The 18,936-nt window shown below is 67.4% G+C and carries 19 protein-coding genes and 1 pseudogene; 7 read left to right on the top strand and 13 right to left on the bottom strand.

The genetic code is table 11. The features are described 5' to 3' along the window. Positions 1–90: 90 nt before the first annotated feature. A complete protein-coding gene (locus ID132_RS09865) occupies positions 91–639 on the bottom strand; it encodes a GNAT family N-acetyltransferase (RefSeq protein ID WP_125106583.1) in 549 nt (182 codons plus the stop codon). 92 nt (positions 640–731) lie between these two features. Between ID132_RS09865 and ID132_RS09860 the strand changes: the two genes are divergently transcribed. Next, positions 732–1,544 carry a maleylpyruvate isomerase family mycothiol-dependent enzyme gene (locus ID132_RS09860; protein ID WP_193128503.1) on the top strand — a complete coding sequence of 271 codons (813 nt, stop codon included), beginning with the start codon at positions 732–734 and terminating at the stop codon, positions 1,542–1,544. Between the two features lie 6 nt (positions 1,545–1,550). Here ID132_RS09860 and ID132_RS09855 read toward each other — a convergent pair whose 3' ends face one another. The 4 genes from ID132_RS09855 to ID132_RS09840 form a co-directional block, all read right to left on the bottom strand. Next, positions 1,551–2,903 (bottom strand): dihydrolipoamide acetyltransferase family protein, encoded by a 1,353-nt coding sequence (locus ID132_RS09855; protein ID WP_125106581.1) that lies wholly within the window; start codon positions 2,901–2,903, stop codon positions 1,551–1,553. A 9-nt stretch (positions 2,904–2,912) separates the two neighbouring features. Continuing rightward, on the bottom strand, positions 2,913–3,899 hold the full coding sequence (locus ID132_RS09850; RefSeq protein ID WP_125106580.1) for an alpha-ketoacid dehydrogenase subunit beta: 987 nt from the start codon (positions 3,897–3,899) through the stop codon (positions 2,913–2,915). After that, on the bottom strand, positions 3,896–5,020 hold the full coding sequence (locus ID132_RS09845) for a thiamine pyrophosphate-dependent dehydrogenase E1 component subunit alpha (RefSeq protein WP_125106579.1): 1,125 nt from the start codon (positions 5,018–5,020) through the stop codon (positions 3,896–3,898). Before ID132_RS09845 ends, ID132_RS09850 begins: the two co-directional genes overlap by 4 nt. A gap of 131 nt (positions 5,021–5,151) precedes the next feature. Next, complete coding sequence (locus ID132_RS09840) at positions 5,152–6,246, bottom strand: histidinol-phosphate transaminase (RefSeq protein ID WP_193128502.1); 1,095 nt, start codon at positions 6,244–6,246, stop codon at positions 5,152–5,154. Between the two features lie 121 nt (positions 6,247–6,367). Between ID132_RS09840 and ID132_RS09835 the strand changes: the two genes are divergently transcribed. After that, positions 6,368–6,781, top strand: coding sequence for a phage holin family protein (locus ID132_RS09835; RefSeq protein ID WP_125106577.1), 414 nt, complete (start codon positions 6,368–6,370; stop codon positions 6,779–6,781). Here the strand turns inward: ID132_RS09835 and ID132_RS09830 are convergent. Together ID132_RS09830 and ID132_RS09825 are read right to left on the bottom strand one after the other, a co-directional pair. Continuing rightward, positions 6,778–8,241, bottom strand: coding sequence for a hypothetical protein (locus ID132_RS09830; RefSeq protein WP_193128501.1), 1,464 nt, complete (start codon positions 8,239–8,241; stop codon positions 6,778–6,780). The genes ID132_RS09835 and ID132_RS09830 overlap by 4 nt on opposite strands. 2 nt (positions 8,242–8,243) lie before the next feature. Then, entirely contained in the window at positions 8,244–8,573 is a 330-nt protein-coding gene (locus ID132_RS09825) for a hypothetical protein (protein WP_193128500.1), read from the bottom strand. A gap of 201 nt (positions 8,574–8,774) precedes the next feature. On the opposite strand from ID132_RS09825, the gene ID132_RS09820 reads away from it, so the two are divergent. Both ID132_RS09820 and purB read left to right on the top strand, forming a co-directional pair. Then, entirely contained in the window at positions 8,775–9,305 is a 531-nt protein-coding gene (locus tag ID132_RS09820) for a low molecular weight protein-tyrosine-phosphatase (RefSeq protein ID WP_125106574.1), read from the top strand. Positions 9,306–9,317: 12 nt separating this feature from the next. Beyond that, a pseudogene (gene purB, locus ID132_RS09815) lies at positions 9,318–10,698 on the top strand (adenylosuccinate lyase). Positions 10,699–10,722: 24 nt separating this feature from the next. Here purB and ID132_RS09810 read toward each other — a convergent pair. From ID132_RS09810 to ID132_RS09795, 3 genes are all read right to left on the bottom strand, one after another. Then, on the bottom strand, positions 10,723–11,097 hold the full coding sequence (locus tag ID132_RS09810) for a hypothetical protein (RefSeq protein ID WP_125106572.1): 375 nt from the start codon (positions 11,095–11,097) through the stop codon (positions 10,723–10,725). Further along, positions 11,094–11,612 carry a hypothetical protein gene (locus ID132_RS09805; protein WP_193128499.1) on the bottom strand — a complete coding sequence of 173 codons (519 nt, stop codon included), beginning with the start codon at positions 11,610–11,612 and terminating at the stop codon, positions 11,094–11,096. Before ID132_RS09805 ends, ID132_RS09810 begins: the two co-directional genes overlap by 4 nt. 1,463 nt (positions 11,613–13,075) lie before the next feature. Continuing rightward, positions 13,076–13,516 carry a hypothetical protein gene (locus ID132_RS09795; RefSeq protein ID WP_193128497.1) on the bottom strand — a complete coding sequence of 147 codons (441 nt, stop codon included), beginning with the start codon at positions 13,514–13,516 and terminating at the stop codon, positions 13,076–13,078. Positions 13,517–13,645: 129 nt separating this feature from the next. On the opposite strand from ID132_RS09795, the gene ID132_RS09790 reads away from it, so the two are divergent. Further along, positions 13,646–14,269 (top strand): hypothetical protein, encoded by a 624-nt coding sequence (locus ID132_RS09790; RefSeq protein ID WP_193128496.1) that lies wholly within the window; start codon positions 13,646–13,648, stop codon positions 14,267–14,269. Between the two features lie 3 nt (positions 14,270–14,272). Here ID132_RS09790 and ID132_RS09785 read toward each other — a convergent pair whose 3' ends face one another. From ID132_RS09785 to ID132_RS09775, 3 genes are all read right to left on the bottom strand, one after another. Continuing rightward, positions 14,273–14,806: a hypothetical protein gene (locus ID132_RS09785; protein ID WP_193128495.1), complete on the bottom strand. Its 534-nt coding sequence runs from the start codon at positions 14,804–14,806 to the stop codon at positions 14,273–14,275. Positions 14,807–15,422: 616 nt separating this feature from the next. After that, entirely contained in the window at positions 15,423–16,064 is a 642-nt protein-coding gene (locus ID132_RS09780) for a hypothetical protein (protein WP_193128494.1), read from the bottom strand. Next, positions 16,061–17,206, bottom strand: coding sequence for an AI-2E family transporter (locus ID132_RS09775; RefSeq protein WP_193128493.1), 1,146 nt, complete (start codon positions 17,204–17,206; stop codon positions 16,061–16,063). Before ID132_RS09775 ends, ID132_RS09780 begins: the two co-directional genes overlap by 4 nt. A 132-nt stretch (positions 17,207–17,338) precedes the next feature. Here ID132_RS09775 and ID132_RS09770 point away from each other — a divergent pair, with 132 nt between their 5' ends. Together ID132_RS09770 and ID132_RS09765 are read left to right on the top strand one after the other, a co-directional pair. After that, a complete protein-coding gene (locus ID132_RS09770) occupies positions 17,339–18,598 on the top strand; it encodes an ABC transporter permease (RefSeq protein ID WP_193128492.1) in 1,260 nt (419 codons plus the stop codon). Between the two features lie 31 nt (positions 18,599–18,629). Then, positions 18,630–18,936: ATP-binding cassette domain-containing protein (locus ID132_RS09765; protein WP_235988464.1), on the top strand; the 307-nt coding region annotated here is incomplete at its 3' end.

The following is an 18,936-nucleotide window of genomic DNA, read 5'->3' as shown; positions in this document are numbered from 1 at the left end:
GTCGGCGACAAAAGAGGGTGGCCGCTCGACGCTTGCGCAGCTGCGACCGAGCTAAACGATAACCGTTCTCATTGCGGCTCGCAAGAATGGTCAGCCTTGCCACTCGCTCGCGAGCAGGCCGTAGCAAACGAGGTCGTGGCGGCGCTCGCCAACGCGCAAGGCACTGCGGCGCGTGCCCTCCTCGGTGAACCCGAGCCGCGTCGCGAGGGCCCGGCTGCGGTCGTTGCCGACCGCGACCTGCAGCTCGATGCGCACCTGTTCGAGCGGGCCGAACGCGTGCGCGATGAGCGCCTCACATGCCCGGCGCACGAGCCCCTGGCCTTCGAACTCGGCGGCGACCCAGTAGCCGATCTCGCTGACGCGGTCGTTGGCGTTCACCTGGCGAAGTTCGATCGAACCAGCGAGGCGGCCGTCGACCTTGATGAAGCAGGGCAGGCTCGTGCCCGCGACGTACTTCTGCAGCTGACCGCGCAGGAACTCGCGCTGCTGCTCGAGCGGCTGCACCTCGCGCGCCCAGTTCTCCCATTCGCCGATGCGCCCTTTGTTCGCTTCGAGCACCTCGGCGAGCGCCTCGGCATCGCCGACGCCGCACAGGGTGAGGGTGGCGCGGTCGTCGAGCGGATGCGTGAAGAACGTCATTGCGAAAGCCTACGGCGTGTGGGTGGGGCAGGCGTGACGTTCCGAGCTCGCGTTCCCGGGCCACGCCAAGCCTTCAGTGCTTCGCTCGAGCCATGACTACGACAGTCGACCGCATCGCCGAAGAAGCCGAACGTTTGACCACGACCATCGCCGCCACCGATCCATCCGCCCCGGTACCAAACTGCCCGGGATGGACCGCACAAGACCTCCTCGCCCACGTCACCGAAGTGCATGAGTTCTGGGGGCAACTGCTCGCCACGGGGGCGCGCACCGACGAAGATTCCGAGTCGATCGAGGCCGCCAAGGTGCCCATGCCCGAGGGCGACGGCGCCGTCGAGGCCCTCGTGCCGCGTCGCCAAGCGGCCACCGCGACGCTCGTCGAGCAACTCACCGCCCGCGACGAAGCCGAACCCCTTTGGACCTGGTTCTCGGCCGATCAGTCGGTCGGCTTCGCGCGCCGCATGCAGCTGCACGAGGCGACGATGCACCGCGTCGACGCCGAGCTCGCGGCCGGAAAACCGCTGACGCCGATCGACCCCGAGGTCGCCGGCGACGGCGTCGCGCAGGTCATCGAAGTGATGCACGCGAGCGCCTACGACTGGATCCCCGAGTGGGCCACGGTCGAGCAATTAGCCACGCTCACGCTCACGCCGACGGATGCGGGGCAGCCGGTCGAGGTCGNGGGGGGGGGCACTCGGCCGCGCGACGGCAAGGAGATCAGCTCCCTCATCGCGCGACCGCTGCAGGCCGACACCGACGCCGGGAGCCTGCCGCACGCCAGCGCATCCGCCGACGCCGCCGCGCTCTACCTGTGGCTCTGGGGCCGCGGCGAGCCGGTCGAGGTGACCGGCGACGCCGACGCGGTCGAGATCGTCACGGAACTCGTCGCGCAGGGGATCGACTAGCTCACACTAATCGAGCAGCAGCGCCGGCTCCTCGACGATGCGCGCGACATCGGCGAGGAAGCGCGAGGCGACATCGCCGTCGACGAGGCGGTGGTCGAAGCTCGCGGCGAGCGTCGTGACCTGGCGGACGCGCACCTCGTCGTCGACCACCCATGGCTTCGGGCGCACGGTGCCGAACGCGAGGATGCCGACTTCGCCGGGATTGAGCACGGGCGTGCCCGAGTCCATACCGAAGACGCCGATGTTCGTGATGGTGAACGTGCCGCCCTGCTGATCGGCGGGCGGGGTCTTGCCGTCGCGCGCCGTGATGGTGAGCTCCTGCAGCGATTCGGCGAGCTCGCGCATCGACATCTCGTGGGCGTTCTTGATGTTCGGCACGAGCAGGCCGCGGGGCGTGGCAGCGGCGATGCCGAGGTTCACGTAGTGCTTGATGATGTATTCCTCATCAGTCCACGTGGCGTTTGTGGTGGGGTTGCGCTGAATCGCCCACATGACGGCCTTCGCGATGAGCAGCAGCGGCGACACCTTGATGCCGGCGAAGTGGGGCGACTCCTTGAGCCGCTTGACGTACTCCATCGTGCGGGACGCGTCGACATCGACAAACAGCGTCACGTGCGGCGCCGTGAACATCGACTGCACCATGTTCTGCGCGATCATCTTGCGCACGCCCTTGACGGGGTGGCGCTCCTCGCGCTCCTCGTTCCAGTTCGGCGTCTCGAGGTTTGTAAACAGCTTCGCCTGCTCGGCGTGACGAATCACGTCGTCGCGGGTGATCTCGCCGGCCTGGCCCGTCGCGGTGACCGATGAGAGGTCGACCTCGAGGTCCTTCGCGAGCTTGCGGATCGGCGGCTTCGCGATGATCGGGAACGCGGCTGCCGCGGGCACGGATGCGGGCAGCTCGGGCTTCTTGCGGCGCTCCGCGGCGGCCTTCGCCGCGCGGCGGGCGTTCGAGGCGTGACGCGCGCTGCGGCGCGAGCTCGCGGCCGGTGCCGAGCCGTAGCCGACGAGGCTCGCACCGACCTCGGCGTCGCCCTCCTCGCTCACGCTCTGCGCCGCATCCTGCTCGGCCTCGGCCACTTCGGGGGTCGTAATGCCGGGGTGGCTGTCGCCATCAGGGTCGGCCGGGTCGGTCCAGGTGAGGATCACGCTGCCGACCTCCACTTCTTCGCCCTCGGCGGGGATCAGCTCGTCGATCACGCCGGCAAATGGGCTCGGCATCTCGACCAGCGACTTCGCGGTCTCGACCTCGACGAGCACGTCGTTGACCGCGACGGTGTCGCCGGCCCTGACGTGCCAGTTCACGATGGTCGCTTCGGTCAGGCCCTCACCGATTTCCGGCAGTTCGAACTCGATGCTCATGGTCGACTCCTAGTACTCGAGCACGCGGTCGACGGCGTCCAGCACGCGGTCGACGTCGGGCAGGTAGACGTTCTGCAGGCGGGTGGGCGGGAACGGCACGTTGTACGCCGAAACGCGAAGCACTGGCGCCTCGAGCGAGTAGAAGCAGCGCTCAGTCAGGGTGGCGGCGAGCTCGCTGCCGAGCGAGACGTTGCCCGGCGCCTCCTGCGCGACGACGACGCGGCCGGTCTTGCGCGCCGACTCGATGAGCGGGGCGTAGTCGATCGGCGCGAGCGTGCGCAGGTCGACAACCTCGATCGACACGCCATCCTTCGACGCGAGGTCGGCGGCCTGCAGGTTCATCGCGGTCTGCGCGCCGAAGCCGATGAGTGTCACGTCCGTGCCCTCGCGGGCCACGCGGCTCTCGTGCAGCGAGACGGTTTCGAGCGCGGTGTCGACCTCGCCCTTCGGCCAGTAGCGCGACTTCGGCTCGAGGAATACGACCGGATCATCGCTGCGAATCGCCTGCTGGATCATCCAGTAGGCATCATTCGGCGTCGACGGCGAGACCACGCGCAGGCCCGGTGTGTGGGCGAAGTAGGTCTCGGGGCTCTCCTGGTGGTGCTCGACCGCGCCGACGTGCCCTCCGTACGGGATGCGGATGACGAGCGGGAGCTTCACGTTGCCGTCGGTGCGGGCCGGGATCTTCGCGAGCTGCGTCGTGATCTGGTCGAAGCCTGGATAGACGAAACCGTCGAACTGAATCTCGCAGACGGGCCGGTAGCCGCGCATCGCGAGGCCAATGGCGGTGCCGATGATGCCCGACTCGGCGAGCGGGGTGTCGAACACGCGGTGCTTGCCGAAGTCACGCTGGAGGTGCTCGGTGATGCGGAAGACGCCGCCCAGCGGGCCGATGTCTTCGCCCATGAGCAGCACCTTCTCGTCAGCCTCGAGCGCGGCGCGCAGGCCGGCGTTCATGGCACGGGCGAGGGGCAGATTCTGTCGCTCGTCGGTCATTCGTTCTCCTCCAGCGACGCCTCAAAGCCCAGGAACTCGCCGATCTCGGCCTCGATGAGCGGATGCCGTTCGGCGTAGATGCCGGTGAACATCGCCATGGGCTCGGGGTTGGGCAGCGCGAGCGTACGGCGGCGCACGTCGGCGGCGTAGTCCTTCGCCTCGGTCTCGATGCCGTCGAAGAAGTCGTCGCCCTCACCCTCGGCGCGCAGGTAGGCGACAAGGCGAGTGATGGGGTCGCGATCGCGCCAGAACTGCTCTTCTTCGCGGGTGCGGTACTTCGTCGGGTCGTCGCTCGTCGTGTGCGCACCCATGCGGTACGTCAGCGCCTCGATGAACGCGGGGCCTTCACCAGCGCGGGCGCGGTCGAGGAACTCGAGCGACACGGCGTAGCTCGCCATGACGTCATTGCCGTCGATCTGCACGCCGGGCATGCCGAAGCCGTCGGCGCGGCGGTAGAGCGGGGTGGGCGACTGCACCGAGACTGGCACCGAGATCGCCCACTGGTTGTTCTGCAGGAAGAAGACCTGCGGGGTGTCGTAGCTGCGCGCGAACACGAGCGCCTCGTTGAGGTCACCCTGGCTCGTCGAGCCGTCGCCGAAGTAGACGATGGTCGCCTCGTCACGCTCGGGGTCACCGGTGCCGACGAGACCGTCGAGTCGCTGGCCCATCGCGTAGCCCGTCGCGTGCAGCGTCTGCGTCGCAATGACGAGGGCATAGTTGCGGAAATTTCCGCTCGTTTCCGGTTCCCAGCCCGCGTTCGTCACACCGCGCAGCAGCGCGAGGATGTTCACCAGGTCGAGACCGCGCACGAAGCCAACACCGTGCTCGCGGTACGACGGGAACACCGTGTCCTGCGGTTTGAGCGCGAGCGCCGAACCGATCTGCGCGGCTTCCTGCCCCTCGGCCGGCACGTAGAGCGCGAGCTCGCCCTGACGCTGCAGGTTCGTCGCCTCGCGGTCGAACGCGCGCACGAGCCGCATCGACCGGTACGCCTCGCGCCACAGGGCAGGGTCGGCCTGCTCGAGCCGCGCGAAATACGGCTCAGCCGCCTCGCTGCGGGCGAGCGTGCCCTCGGGGGTGAGTAGCTGCACCGTGGCGGTGCTCGGGTCAGTTGGACTCACGTTCGACGTGCCTCCTCGAAGCGGATCAACCTTGCCAGTCTATGACCGAGTCAGCCGCGAACGCTGGAGGATGAACACAGCGAGTTGCCGGAATCCACTGTGTTTTTCCACAAGCCTCCGGTGCCCGGCGACTACTCCGCGTCGGTCTGGCGCAGGTCCGGGTACCGCTCGATCGCCTGCCAGCAGGCTGCGAGCAGCGGCGAGACCGAGGCCTCTTCGCCGATCGACACGCGCAGGCCGTCGCCCGGGAACGCGCGGGCGACGATGCCGCCCTCGAGCAGAATCTCGTTGACGCCCTCGGTCTGCTCGCCGGCCGGCAGCCACACGAAGTTTGCCTGGGTCTCGGGCACGCGCCAGCCCTGGTCGATGAGCGCGCGGCGCACCTCGTCGCGGCGCGCGGTGATCTCGTTAACCCGCTCGCGGATCGCGTCGGCCTCCTGCATCACCGCGAGCGTCGCGGCCTGCGCCTGCTCCGAGATGGTGAAGGGGATGGCCGTGGTCGCGAACGCCTGCAGCACCTGCGCGTTGCCGAGCATGTAGCCGACGCGGAGGCCGGCGAGGCCGTACGCCTTCGAGAAGGTGCGGGCGACGACGAGGTTCGGGTAGTCGCGCAGCAGGCGGGTCGCGTTGAGCACGGCGGGGTCCGTGACGAACTCGATGTACGCCTCGTCGGCGATGACGAGCAGATTGCTCGGCACGCGCTTCATGAACCGCTCGAAGTCGTCCTGACGCACGGCCGGGCCGGTCGGGTTGTTCGGGGTGCAGACGACCACCATGCGCGTGCGCTCGGTGGTCGCGTCGGCGAGCCCGTCGAGGTCGATCGAGGAGTCGGCCTTGAGCGGCACCTGCACGCTCGTCGCGCCCGCGACGGTGACGATGCCGGGGTACGCCTCGAAGCTGCGCCACGGGTAGAGAATCTCGTCGCCGGCGCCCGCCGCCGCCTGGACAGCCTGGTAGAGCAGTGAGACCGAGCCGGCGCCGATGAGCACCTGCTCGGCGGGGAGGCCGTAGTGCGCGCCGAGCGCCTCGCGCACGGCGGTCGCCCGAGCATCCGGATACCGATTGAACGCACTCACGCCGTTGACCGCCTCGAGCACGGCGTCGAGCGGCTCGAACGGCAACTCGTTCGACGAGAGCTTGAACGCCGTGGCGGCTGCGGGCTTGCCCTGCTGGTACGCGCGCTGAGCGAGGATTTCGGGACGTAGCTGCACCGGTGCATCAGTCATATCCGAATTCTAGCTTCGGCCGGCGGTCCGGCTGACGCACCTCAAGCAATGTGCGAGCCTCGGGCCACGCCGCGCGCGGCGAAACCTACCGTTCTGCAGCGAGATCCGCCACAATGACGGCATGCGCTTTCTCGCCTCGATCGTTCTCAACGCCGTCGCACTCTGGGCCACCGTGTGGGTCCTGCAGGGCGGCCTGACCGTCACGGCTTACGACGACTCGCAGGGCTCGCTCGTGCTCACGTACCTGATACTCGCGGTCGTGTGGGGTCTCGTCAACGCCGTCATCGGCTCGGTGGTGCGCGTCGTCTCGATGCCGCTGTACTGCCTCACACTCGGCCTGTTCGCCCTCGTCGTCAACGGCTTCCTGTTCTGGCTCGTCGGCTGGGTGAGCGGGCTGCTCGGCTTCGGCCTGACCATCGACAACTTCTGGTGGGCCATCGGCGGCGCGATCATCATGGGTATCCTCTCGGCGATCCTCAACGGCATCTTCCGCACGCGCAAGCGCGACAATCGTCGCCGCGAGGTCGAGGACTAGTCCTCACCAAACCGGCCGAACTCTTGGAGGCAGTCGAAGACCTCCTCGGGAGTCATCGGACGGATGCCCCCGCCGCTCGCGTAAACCGGCTCGCGCTCGAAGCGGAAGTCGGTGGTCGTGACCGCCGTCGCACCGTGCACCGGCGCGAGCACCTCGTCGCGTTGCGCGGCGACCTGCGGGTCGTCGACCTCGTCGTAGCCGGCCGCGGTGTGCTGATACTCGGCGAGCGCGTGCGGCGCGAGGATGCCCTCCCCCGCCGGCACGCCACCCGGGAACGGGTCGCGCCGCACGATGGACACGTCGCCCTGCGCGCCCGGCGTGATGCCCTGGAGGCCGGTGATGAGGTCGCCGTCGTGCTCGAGCTGGGTGACGGGAATCTCGCCGCCGAGGCTCGTGCCGTGCACGGGTGAGCCCGCGAGCACGACCGACGCGACGTCCCACGTGCCGGTCTTCGCGAGCTCCGACACGACGAGGGCGCCCTGCGAGTAACCGACGAAGACGACCTCGTCGCCCGCCGTGATGCCGGCCTGGCCCATAGCGTCCGACACGGCGCCGACCGATTGCGCGTCGCTGCCTCCGTAGGCCGCGAGGTTCGAGAGGTTGTCCATGCCGTTCTCGTCGCCGAGCCCGGGCGAACTCGTGCCGGCCACGCTGACGACGTAGACGGTGCTGCCGTCGGGGCGCACGTACTCGGTGATCGTCGCGTTCGTGCCCTCGGGGTCGGTCGGCGGAATCGCCTCGACGAGGTCGGCGATCGACGACGGCGCCGACGCGGCCTCGTCGCGCTTCGCGCCCGACACGAGCATCGGCCCGGTGCCGAGCGCGAACGCCGCCGCGAGCGCGCCCGCGACCTCGTTCGGGCTGTTGAAGAGCGGCACGCCGGTGAGGCCGTTGACGATCTCGTCGCCGGCCGAGACGCCGCTGCGCACGAGCAGCACACTGAGCGGGTTCGCGAGCAGGTGCTGGTTGTCGGCCCACCAGGCCACGATGTCGTCACCGCCCGGCAGCACGCCGGCCTGCTCGAGCGCGCCGGCGGTGGCGAGCGTGCCGAGCACCAGCGGGATGCCCGCGGGGCTGAGCAGCAGGGGCACGGCCGCGAGCGCGCCCGTCGCGGCAACGCTCACGACTGAGAGCACGACGGTCGAGACCACGGCGTCGCTCACCGCGGTGAAGGCCTCGACCGCCGCGCGGTCGGCGGCCTCGTACCAGGCCTGCGCCTGCAACAGGTGCTCGGCCGCCGCCCCGGCGAATGCGGCGGCCGACTGCATGCCGCCGGCAAGCAGCTGCGCCTCGAGCGAGATCACTCCGAGCTGCGGCCCCGAGATGGTGAGCCAGCCGTTCGCGGGGAACCACGCGGGCGTGCTGAGCCGGAGATTGAGCCCAGCCATGCCCTCCTCAATGCCGTCGAGCTTCGCCGCGGCGGTGCCGAACTGCGAGGTCTCGACGCTCACCTGCACCATCGCTAGATCACCTCCGCGGCGACAATCTGGCCGTCGAGCAGCGCGAGCTGCGTCTCGTACTGCCAGGCGACGGCAGTGCACGCGGCGGCGGCCGTCTCGAGCATCCCGCTCAGGGCGAGGCGGGTAAGGGTGTAGCTGAGCTGCGCGACCGACACCCAGTCGGCGATCGCCGCGTCGTCGACGGCGGGCAGGTGCACCGAGCGCACCTCGCTCGAGGCGTCATGCAGCAGCTGGGCAAGGTTGCCAACGTCGGTGCGCACCTGCCGAATCATCGCGGCGTCAAGCGCGTCGGCGGGATTGAACCCGGAGTCGGTCGTCGGGGTCGCGGTCATGGGCACTCCTCGCGCTCGGGCACCCCGGGGCGGATGCGGTGCTGCGAGTCTCGCGCGGAGCCCGTCCACCCGCTCGGCGCGCGCCCGCCGCTGTGGATGGACGCACATCCACAAGCGTCGCGGGAGGCGCACAACGTGGGCGTGTCAATCCCGTTGCACTCGACGGTTGTCGGCGTTACGCCGGTGCGCCACAATAAGCGCATGTCTGCAGTCGACGGCGCGGGGCCGATATTTCGCATCTGTTTCGTCTGCACGGGCAACATCTGCCGCTCCCCGATGGCCGAAGCCATCAGCCGCGACATGGCCGTGCGGGACGGATTCGGCGACTCCATTGAGTTCGACTCCGCGGGCACGGGCGACTGGCACGTCGGCGAAAAGGCTGATCCGCGCACCCTGAACTCGCTGCAGCGCGCTGGATATTCGGTCGACGGGCACCGAGCCAAACAGTTCGACCCGGACTGGTTCGGCAACTACGACCTCGTCGTCACATTCGATCCGAGCCAGGACCGCATCCTAAAAACCTGGGCCGAGACCCCCGAGCAGCGCGCACTCATTCGCCCGCTGCTCTCATTCTGCGACCTCCACGAGGACGCCGGCGATGTGCCGGATCCCTACTATGGGAGTGACGAGCTGTTCAACGAAGTGCGAGACCTCATCGAGCACGCGTGCGAAAAGCTGCTCGCGCAGGTCGAGCCCGTGACGCGGGCGGCTCGCGAGACCGCAACCCCCTAGAACGGAGCCCCGATGAGTCCTCTGCCGCCGCAGCTGATCAGCCCCCTCGACAACCGGTACTACAAGGCGGTGGCGCCGATCGGCGAGCACCTCAGCGAAGCCGCGCTCAACCGCGCCCGCGTGAAGGTCGAGATCGAGTGGCTCATCTTCCTCACCGACCGCGAGCTGTTCGGCGCGAGCCCGCTCACGGCCGAGCAGCAGGCGAAGCTGCGCGCCGTCGTCGATACCTTCGACCAGGAGGCCATCGACGCGCTCGCGACGATCGAGGCGACGACCCGGCACGACGTCAAGGCCGTCGAGTACTACGTGCGCGACCAGCTGCGCGCCCTCGGCCTCGGCGCGGTCGAGGAACTCACGCACTTCGGCTGCACCTCGGAGGACATCAACAACACCTCCTACGCGCTCACCATTCGCGACGCCGTCACCGAGGTATGGCTGCCCGCCGCGGCCGCGCTCGTCGNAGATCGCGACGCTCGCCCGCGAGCAGCGCGAGCAGCCGATGCTCTCGCTCACGCACGGCCAGCCCGCGACGCCGACGACGCTCGGCAAGGAGCTCGCGGTCGTCGCCCACCGCCTCGGCCGCGTCCTGCGCCGCATCGAACAGCAGGAGTACCTCGGCAAGTGGGCCGGCGCAACCGGCAACTTCGCCGCGCACCTCGTGGCAGGCCCGGAGCTCGACTGGGAGCAGGTGGCTGACGAGTTCACCGCATCCCTCGGCCTCGTGTGGAACCCGCTCACGACGCAGATCGAGTCGCACGACTGGCAGGCCGAGCTCTACTCGGACATCGCCCACTTCAACCGCGTGCTGCACAACTTCTGCACCGACGTGTGGATGTACATTCAGCGCGGCATCTTCAAGCAGATCCCGCAGCCAGGCGCGACCGGCTCGTCGACCATGCCGCACAAGATCAACCCGATTCGCTTCGAGAACGCCGAGTCGAACCTCGAGCTCTCGTGTGCGATCCTCGACTCGCTCGCCGCGACCCTCGTCACCTCGCGCATGCAGCGCGACCTCACCGACTCGTCGTCGCAGCGCAACATCGGCGTTGGCTTCGGCCACTCGCTGCTCGCGCTCGACAACGTGCGCCGCGGCCTCGGCGAGCTCGCCGTGAACCCCGACACGCTCGGCCGCGAGCTCGACGGCAACTGGGAGGTGCTCGCGGAGGCGATTCAGACCGTGATTCGCGCCGAGATCGTCGCCGGTCGCTCGCACATCGAAGACCCGTACGCGGTGCTCAAGGAGCTCACCCGCGGCCACTCGGTCGGCCGGGATGAGCTCGTCGCGTTCGTCGATGGCCTCGAGATCGGGGATGCGGCGAAGGCGCGGCTGCGCGAGCTCACGCCGCAGACCTACACAGGTCGCTCGGCGCAGCTCGTTGACCGGCTGGGCTAAACCCGCCGGTCAGGCCGCTCGGCCCTACTTCTCGTCGGCGTCGCCGGGTTCGAGGTCGTCCGCTTCGGCGGCGGCCTCGGCCTCGACGTCGCCGTCGAAGGGGCGCAGTGCCGCGCCCTTCGCACCCGGGTCGTCCGACTCGGCAAGCTGGCGGTCGAGGTAAACCGGGGCCTCGGCGTTGGGCTTGTAGTTCAGCAGCAACAGCGACATCACCACGAGTACGACGACCATCGCAACACCCGCGAAGATCAGGCCAAGCACGATGTCCTGCACCGTCAGCAGCACGATGAGCAGCACGAAGATGCCGGCCGCTGCGGCGATAATCACGACCTCGAAGGGTTTCATCAGCGCCTTGCGCTGCTGCTTGCTTCCGTGGTCGTTTGAGTCCGCTCCGCTCACGCGGCGGCTCCTTCCTTGGGCCCCTCTTGGGCACGGCGGCGCAGTGCGGCGCGGAGGCTGATTGCTTCGATGACCAACAACACACCGAGGATCGCGAAGTAGGCGCCGACGAAACCGATCGACTGCACGTCGGCCGTCAGCGACCCCTCAACGTTCTGGATGCCACCGTACTGGTCGTTGAGCTCCGGCGGCACGAACGCGACGATCACGCCGAGCAGCGTGGTCAGGGCGCCCGCGATGAGGATCTCACTCGAGTACATGGAGTGCTTTCGGCTCATGAAGGCCGCGAGCAGCTCGACGATGCCGGTGATGATGCCCCAGGTGGCGACGGTGATGATAAAGCTCTGGGCGGTGGCCCAGTCATGCCCACCGGTTGCCATGAACAGCGAGAATCCGCCAGCGAGCACGTTGAGCAGGCTGCGGATCAGCACGTAAACGCGCGCCGGGTGCCCCTTGACGCCGATGCCCTCGAAGCCGACGATGATGCCGCTCCAGAGCACGACCGCGCCGAACACCGCGAAGCCGAAGCGGGCGTTGTGGTCTTGAGTGAATGTGATGACCAGCGCGCCGACGATGGCCGGCACCGCACGGAACAGTAGCGATATCCAGATGTTCTCCGGGAGGTTCCGAAGTGTGTCGGTGCCAGTCGAAGTGGCCGCGTTGTGTGACATGCGATCCTCCCAAAACGTAACTGCCCCTGTGGTTCTAGTCTACCCAGCAGGAGCAGTCGCGATTGCCGACAGTATCGTCGGCCCCGGAAGGTTACTACTCCGTGATCGTCGTCTCGGTCNTGCGCGATGAGCTCGTCGAGCTCGCTCGCCGAGGGTTCGCGGTCGAAGCAGGTGATCTGGTACATGAGCAAATCGTCGCCAAACACGTGTGCCGTGAGCAGGCCGGTCGTGTCGTAGGTGTCCTCGGTAAATAGCACGGTGCCGAGCTCAACCTCGAGGCCGTTCGTGTCGGTCACCGTCGTGCTGCCGGCGTTCGAGAGCTGGTAGCCAGTCGTGTCGGTGTTGAGGTAGGTGTTCAGGCTGCCTGCCGGGTCGTCGGGGTACCACGTGCCGCCCGACGCCGCCGCCGGCACGAACGAGGTGAGATAGGTGCAGGTCTGGTCGGGGCTGTAGAACAGCTGCTGGCCGTTGAGGTCCTGAGGGTCCCAGTCGCCCGTGTAGTCGAGCGCGATGTCGCTGACCTCGTCGGTGTTGTCGATCGGGTAGGCGGCGTCGGCCGGTGCTTCGGCGCCGTCGCCAGAGTCGCCCGAATTGCCGCTCGTGCTCGTGCCGTTGCCGCCGTTCGCGGTGGTCTGGTTCGAGTTGCCTCCGCCGAACAGGGCGATTCCGCCCCAGATGCCGCCGCCGACAAGAGCGACCGCCGCCACGGCAATCACGATCCACGCCCAGACGGGGATGCCCTTCTTCTTCGGCGCGCCGCCGCCGGACTGACCGCCCTGGCTACTGCCGTAGCCGCCGTATGCCGCGGCCGATTGAGGCTGGTACTGCTGTTGGTTCTGCTGCCCGTACTGCTGCTGGTCACCGCCATACTGGCCGCCGCCGTACACCTGCTGCTGGTTCTGCTGGCCGAAGCCGTCGCCCTGGCTCGCGTACTGCTCGCCCTGCGAGGCGTACGAATCACCCTGGCTCGCGTACTGGTCGCCGCCCGCCGAGTAGGAGTTGTAGTCGTTGCCACCCGAGTGCGCGTCGCCGTACGAGCCGTAGCTGTTGTAGTCGTTACCGCTCGAGTTGTAGTCGTTACCGCCGCCGAAGACCTGCTGCGCGTCGCGGTCGGGCTGGTCTGACTCGCGGTCACCATAGCCAGAAGGCGGGAACTGATTCGACATGGGCGTCTCCTTCGGCGCGGTGGCGAGCGGTAATGGCCACCATTGTTGCAGGTACTGGGGGCGGATGCGTGCGGAAAGCAAGCGGGTGGGCCCGGCAGAGGCGCCGAACCCACCCAAGCAGCGTGGCCGAAGCCGCGCTGGCTAGTTGTCTTCCGGAGTAATGGTGAACGAGGTGTCCGCCATCTGGTCCTTGAAGCTGTCTTCGTCGACACCGTTGCTGCCGTCGCAGACCGTCGCCATCACGAGGATGTCGCCCGAGTCCGAGAACGGGTGCGCGGCGATGTAACCGATGCCCTCGCCCGAGGTCGGCTTCATTTCGTAGATCACGAACTCAACGTCTTGGCCCTCGGAGTCGGCCATCGTGACGTTATCGAGCTTCGTGTAGGTGACGTCGCTCGAGCCGCTCTGGCCCGCTGCCTCGGCGACCGAGTCCTCCATGCTGCCCTCAACGTTGTCGGGGTCGATGCCCGTGGCACCGCCCTCGAAGCTCGCGAGGTAGTAGCAGGTGTAGTCGTCGTTGACGTACATGCCCGAACCGTAGTCGCTCCAGCTACCGGTGTACGAGATATCCACGTTCGACACGGTCTTGTCGGACTCGATGTCGTAGCCACGACCACTTTCCGCTAGCGAACCCGAACCGTCACCACCACCGTCCGGGGACGGTACCGAATCGTCATCCCTATTGACCGCGCTGTGGCTCGAATTATCACTGTGACCGGAGAGCGCGATACCGCCCCAGACACCGGCACCAACGAGGGCGACGGCAAGCACCGCAACCATCGCCCAGCCCCAGCCGGGAAACCGCTTCTTCGGCGCATGCTGAGGCCACTGGCCCGGTTGGCCACCATTGTTGTTGCCGTTGCCTGCCACGGGCGCGGGTTGATATTGCTGCTGGCCGTGGAATTGCTGGCCTTCGTTGCGATACTGGCCTCCACCGTAGTTGTGCTGTTGTTCACCGTGCCCCGTGTGCTGGTCGCCTTGGGTCGCGTACCGGCCGCCCTGCGTCGCATACTGATCACCCTGCGTCGCGTACTGCTCGCCACCGGAGTACGAGTTGTAGTCGTTGCCGCCTGCGCCGTCGCTGCCGTAGGAGCCGTAGCTGTTGTGGTCGTTGCCGCCGAAGACCTGCTGACCGTCACGGTTCTGGTTCTCGGCGTCGCGCTCGTCAAAGCCGGAGGGCGGGAATTGATTCGATATGGTCGTCTCCTTTGGCGCGGCTCAACTCTGTTCCCTCATTGTTGCAGGTGGCCGGTGCTGATGTGGCGGAAGTTGCAGAAAACGGTGGGCCCAGCGCATACGCCGGGCCCACCGTCAGGATGCGCCTCGAGCCGCTGAAACCTAGTTGTCCTCGGGCGTGAGGGTGAATTCGGTGTCGGCCATCATGTCCTTGAAGCCCTCCTCGTCGATGCCGTCACTACCGTCGCAGAGCACCAGCATTGAGAGCATGTCACCCGAGTTCGAGAACGGGTGCGCGGCGAAGTAGCCGATGCCTTCGCCCGTGGTCGGTTTAATTTCGTAGATGACGAACTCGACGTCAACGCCCACAGTGTCGGCCATCGTGACGTTGTTGAGCTTCGTCATGTCCACGTCTCCTACGCTGGTGGAAGTCAGTTCCTCCTCAACTGCCTCATCCAGGCTGCCCTCGATGTCGTCGGCGTCAACACTGGGTCCGCCGCTTGAGAATCCCACATAGTAGTAGCAGGAATAGTCGTCGTTGACATAGCTACCACCACCGTAATCCTCCCAGTCGCCGTTGTAGGTGACCTCGACGTCCGACACGGTCTTGTCCGACTCGATGTCGTAGCCGTTGCTGCCGCCGAAGAGCGCCATGCCGCCGAAGATACCGCCGACGACGAGGCCGATGACGACCACCGCGATGACGATCCAGGCCCAGACGGGGAAGCCCTTCTTCTTGCCGCCCTGCGGGGGCTGCTGGCCGTAGCCGCCGTAGTTCTGGTTCTGGTCCTGACCGGGCCGACCGTACGCGCCGTAGACCTGCTGGCCCGACTGGCCCAGGCCGTAGCCCTGNNCTGCTGCTGGCCCTGACCGTAGCCCTGCTGCTGCGAGGCGTCCGAGCCGTAGCTGCCGTAGGACGACTGCTGGCTCTGCTGGCCCGACTGGCCCTGGCCCTGTCCCTGCTGGCCGTAGCCCTGGTAGTTCGACTGCGACTGGTAGCCCTGGTAGCCGCCGGTCGACGCGTCGTAGCCGCTGTTCTGCTGGCCCTGGGCGCCGTAGCCCTGTTGGTTCTGGTTCTGCTGGCCGGGGTTCTGCTGACCCTGGCCGTCACCCTGGCCATTGCCGGAGGGAGGGAACTGGTTCGACATGCGATTCCTCACAAGAGTTGCGATGCTCGGAAAATACGAGTGCTGGCACCTTCGTTTATATCAACCGCGTCAACGCAGAAACTATCCGCCATGCGGGCGACATTCCGCACCGCGAATCTGGAACCAGCGGATGAGCCGGGCTCGGCCGGACGCGGGGGTGCGGCTCAGTGCGCGGGTTCGATGTCGAGCTGCACGTCGTCGAGCACGCTCATCATCAGCCCCGGATCGAGGGCCGACGCGTCCTCGCAGGTGAGCAAGAACACGATGTAGTGCTGCGAGCCGGTGAAGGCGCGCACGGCGCCCGCCACCGTAACGCCGTCATCCATCGTCTCCTGCGCGTAGATCAGCTCGACGGTGAGCTCGCCCGTGGTCTCAACCTGCACCGAGGTGTCGTCGACCTCGGTGTAGCCGAGCCGCTCGACGAGGTAGTCGCTCGCCCCGCGGTCGTTGAGGTCGTTCGGCACATCGACGAGGTCGCTGTCGTACTGGCCCGCCTCCCACGAGAAGATGCAGGGCGTCTCCTCGTCTTCAGTCACATTGAGGTACTGCGGCGACTCGTCCTTGGCGTCGGGGTTCATGCGCTCCCACCCCTGGTTGACGCCGTCAAAGCGCACCTCCGGCTCGGCCTCGACCGCGGTCTTCATCTCGATGTCGAGATCGGCCCGCAGCCGCGAAAACCCGAGCGAGAACGACAGCCACACGACGAGGGCGAAGATGACGACGCCCGCCGCGATGATGAAGCCCGTGCCGATGCGGCGGCGGATCGACTTCTGTGGTCTCTGCGGATACGGCGCCGGAGCCGTCACGCGCCGTCGTCCTTGGTGCGCTTCGAGTGTGGCGCTTCATCGGGGTCGGGCCGGAAGATCGGCCGCGACGCCGTGAGGTCGGGACGCGCATCCACGAGGTAGTTGATCCAGCGGTTGCGCGGGTCGGCGTCGACGAGGAGAGCCTTGACCAGCAGGGTCGCGGGCAGCGCGAGCAGCGCGCCGACCGGGCCGAGCGCAAACGCCCAGACGAGCAGCGAGAGGAACGAGACCGTTGGCGTGACGCCGACCGCCTCGCCCGCGAACTTCGGCTGAATCAACGACTGAATGACGAAGTTGATGACGCTCCAGACCGCAAGCACGATCAGCGCATTGACCCAGCCGTTCGCGAGCAGGGCCATGAGCACCGGCGGGATCATGCCAATGACGAAGCCGATGTTCGGGATGTAGTTGGTGAGGAACGAAAACACGCCCCACACGAGCGCGAGGGGCACGCCGAGCATCTCGAGCGCGACCACGTCGAGCACCGCGACGATGAGGCCGAAGACCGTCGTGACGATCCAGTAGCGGGCGACGCCCTGCGAGAACGAGTCGAGGGCGGTGCCGAGACTCGGGCGGTCGTCGCGAATCTTGCCGACCCGCTGCTCGAAGCTCATGGCGTCAAAGAGCAGGAAGAAGATCATGACGACGAGAGTCGCGAGCAGCGACAGCAGCCCGCCGACGTTGCTCGCGAGGCTCTGCAGCACCGAGACAATCGCCGAGGGGTTGAACACGCCCTGCAGTTGCGTGATGACCTGCTCCTGCGAAATGCCGAAGCTCGTCAGCCAGTCGAGCAGGGTTGAGTAAAGGCCCTGGAACTCCGCCCCATATTTCGGCAGCTCCTGGATGAGCATCATCACCGACCAGGCGAGCAGCCCGACGAACGCGAGCAACAGCCCGTAGACGAACACGCCCGCGATAATCACGGCGAGCAGTCGCGGCACGCGCTTGCGGATCAGCCAGTGCATGAGCGGCGCGATCGCGAGCACGAGGTTGATGCCGAGGAAGATCGGGGTGACGAAGCTCGCGACCTGTTGCAACAGCACGAGGCCGATCATCGAAAGTACGACCACCGCGATGGTGATCAGTGCCCGGCTGCCGGCGCCTGTCGCGCGCGCCGCGTCCCCTGGGGTGGTGTCCTGCATCCTCGCCCTCCTTGCTGCTGCGAGTTTACGCGGCGCCCCCTCGCGCTCATTGAAAGCTCATAGCTTCGGCATCGAGGTGCCATAGGGCACATTCCTAGCGTTGCGGCGTCACTTCCCCCACCTAGGAGCCCAATGTTTTGGACATACCTGCGGCGCGAACTGCGTGGCCGCAAAAAGCAGACGATCATCGTCAGCATCGGTCTCGCGATCGCGGTCGCGCTCGTCATCGTCGTGAACTCGCTTTCGTCGGGCGTGCGCGCGGCGCAGGCACAATCCCTCCAGGCCGTCTACGGCATCGGCACCGACCTCACCGTCACGGGCGCGCAGGCCGAGCCCGGGAGCGACGGCGGCGGCCCACAGTTCGACTTCGGCAGCGAGGACTCGACGACGAGCGAGGACGGCTCGACGACGCTCGACCAGTCGCAGTTGCAGACCGACATGATGCGCGGCACGCTCGACGCGTCGACCATCGACACGGTGCTCGGCATCGACCCCGCCTCGGTGATCGGCCCGATGAGCTCGGTCTCAGTGACCGACGGTCGCCTCCTCACCGCCGACGACAACGGCACGAACGTGGCCGTGCTCGACTCGACCTACGCGACGAGCGCCGAGCTTGCCGTGGGCGACACCTTCGAGGTTGGCGGCGACGACTTCGAGGTGGTCGGCATCGTCTCGTCGACGAGCTCCGACGCCGACACGGCATCGAACGTCTACATTCCGCTCGATGTCGCGCAGGACCTCTCGGGCGCCGGCGACGTCCTCTCGACCGTCTACGTGCAGACCACGTCCTCCGACAACATCGCGAGCGTGCAGACCGCGCTCGAGACCGAGCTGCCGGATGCGACGGTCAGCTCGCAGTCCGACCTCGCGTCGACCGTGTCGGGTTCGCTGAGCACTGCATCCAACCGCATCTCCAACCTCGGCACGTGGCTCTCGATCATCGTGCTCCTCGTCGCGGTCGGCCTCGCCGTACTCTTCACGACTTCGGGCATCGCGCGCCGCACCCGCGAGCTCGGCACGCTCAAGGCGATCGGCTGGTCGAACGGCCGCATCGTGCGCCAGGTCGCGGGCGAGTCGATGGTGCAGTCGCTCATCGGCGGCCTCGCTGGTCTCGTCGTCGGCCTTATCGGCATCCTCACGATCAACGTCATCGCGCCCACCATCTCGGCCGGCACCGAGGCGCAGGGCGCCATGGGCGGCGGCGACGCACCCGAGGCCATCGGCCAGGCAGTGAACAACGCGACGAGCATCGTGCTCCAGGCCCCGCTCAGTGTGTGGGTCATCGTGCTCGCCCTCGGCTGCTCGGTCGCGGCTGGCGTCATCGCGGGCATCTTCGGCGGCTGGCGTGCCGCCCGTCTCAGCCCCGCCGAATCGCTCCGCGCGGTCGGCTAACGGGCATCCTCCCCACTACTTAGGAGTTCTCATGACTATCACCGAAGAACAGCACCTCGGCATTGATCCGCTCTCGGCTCCCGTCGCGTTCCGCCTCGAGAACGTGAGCAAGGAGTACAAGCAGAAGCGCCGCACCGTCACCCCGCTCAAGGCGGTGGATGTGCAGATCGACGCGGGCGAGTTCGTCACGATCCAGGGGTCGACCGGCGGCGGCAAGTCGACGCTCTTGCAGCTGCTCGGCGCCCTCGACCGGCCGAGCGGCGGCCACGTCTACCTCGGCGACATCGACCTCGCGAACGCGACGAACGCCCAGCTGCAGTCGCTGCGGGCGACCGAGA

Origin of the sequence: Gulosibacter sediminis (assembly GCF_014904065.1) — a bacterium.
Lineage (GTDB): Bacteria > Actinomycetota > Actinomycetes > Actinomycetales > Microbacteriaceae > Gulosibacter > Gulosibacter sediminis.
Note: the sequence above shows the minus strand (reverse complement) of the source record. Positions and strands in the feature narration are given on the sequence as shown.

What these genes read in the sequence shown, in the direction of transcription:
- ID132_RS09850 (WP_125106580.1), bottom strand. Translation starts at nt 3,899, where the DNA reads ATGACCGACGAGCGACAGAATCTGCCCCTCGCCCGTGCCATGAACGCC.
- ID132_RS09855 (WP_125106581.1), bottom strand. Translation starts at nt 2,903, where the DNA reads ATGAGCATCGAGTTCGAACTGCCGGAAATCGGTGAGGGCCTGACCGAA.
- ID132_RS09840 (WP_193128502.1), bottom strand. Translation starts at nt 6,246, where the DNA reads ATGACTGATGCACCGGTGCAGCTACGTCCCGAAATCCTCGCTCAGCGC.
- ID132_RS09770 (WP_193128492.1), top strand. Translation starts at nt 17,339, where the DNA reads ATGTTTTGGACATACCTGCGGCGCGAACTGCGTGGCCGCAAAAAGCAG.
- ID132_RS09865 (WP_125106583.1), bottom strand. Translation starts at nt 639, where the DNA reads ATGACGTTCTTCACGCATCCGCTCGACGACCGCGCCACCCTCACCCTG.
- ID132_RS09820 (WP_125106574.1), top strand. Translation starts at nt 8,775, where the DNA reads ATGTCTGCAGTCGACGGCGCGGGGCCGATATTTCGCATCTGTTTCGTC.
- ID132_RS09775 (WP_193128493.1), bottom strand. Translation starts at nt 17,206, where the DNA reads ATGCAGGACACCACCCCAGGGGACGCGGCGCGCGCGACAGGCGCCGGC.
- ID132_RS09830 (WP_193128501.1), bottom strand. Translation starts at nt 8,241, where the DNA reads ATGGTGCAGGTGAGCGTCGAGACCTCGCAGTTCGGCACCGCCGCGGCG.
- ID132_RS09825 (WP_193128500.1), bottom strand. Translation starts at nt 8,573, where the DNA reads ATGACCGCGACCCCGACGACCGACTCCGGGTTCAATCCCGCCGACGCG.
- ID132_RS09835 (WP_125106577.1), top strand. Translation starts at nt 6,368, where the DNA reads ATGCGCTTTCTCGCCTCGATCGTTCTCAACGCCGTCGCACTCTGGGCC.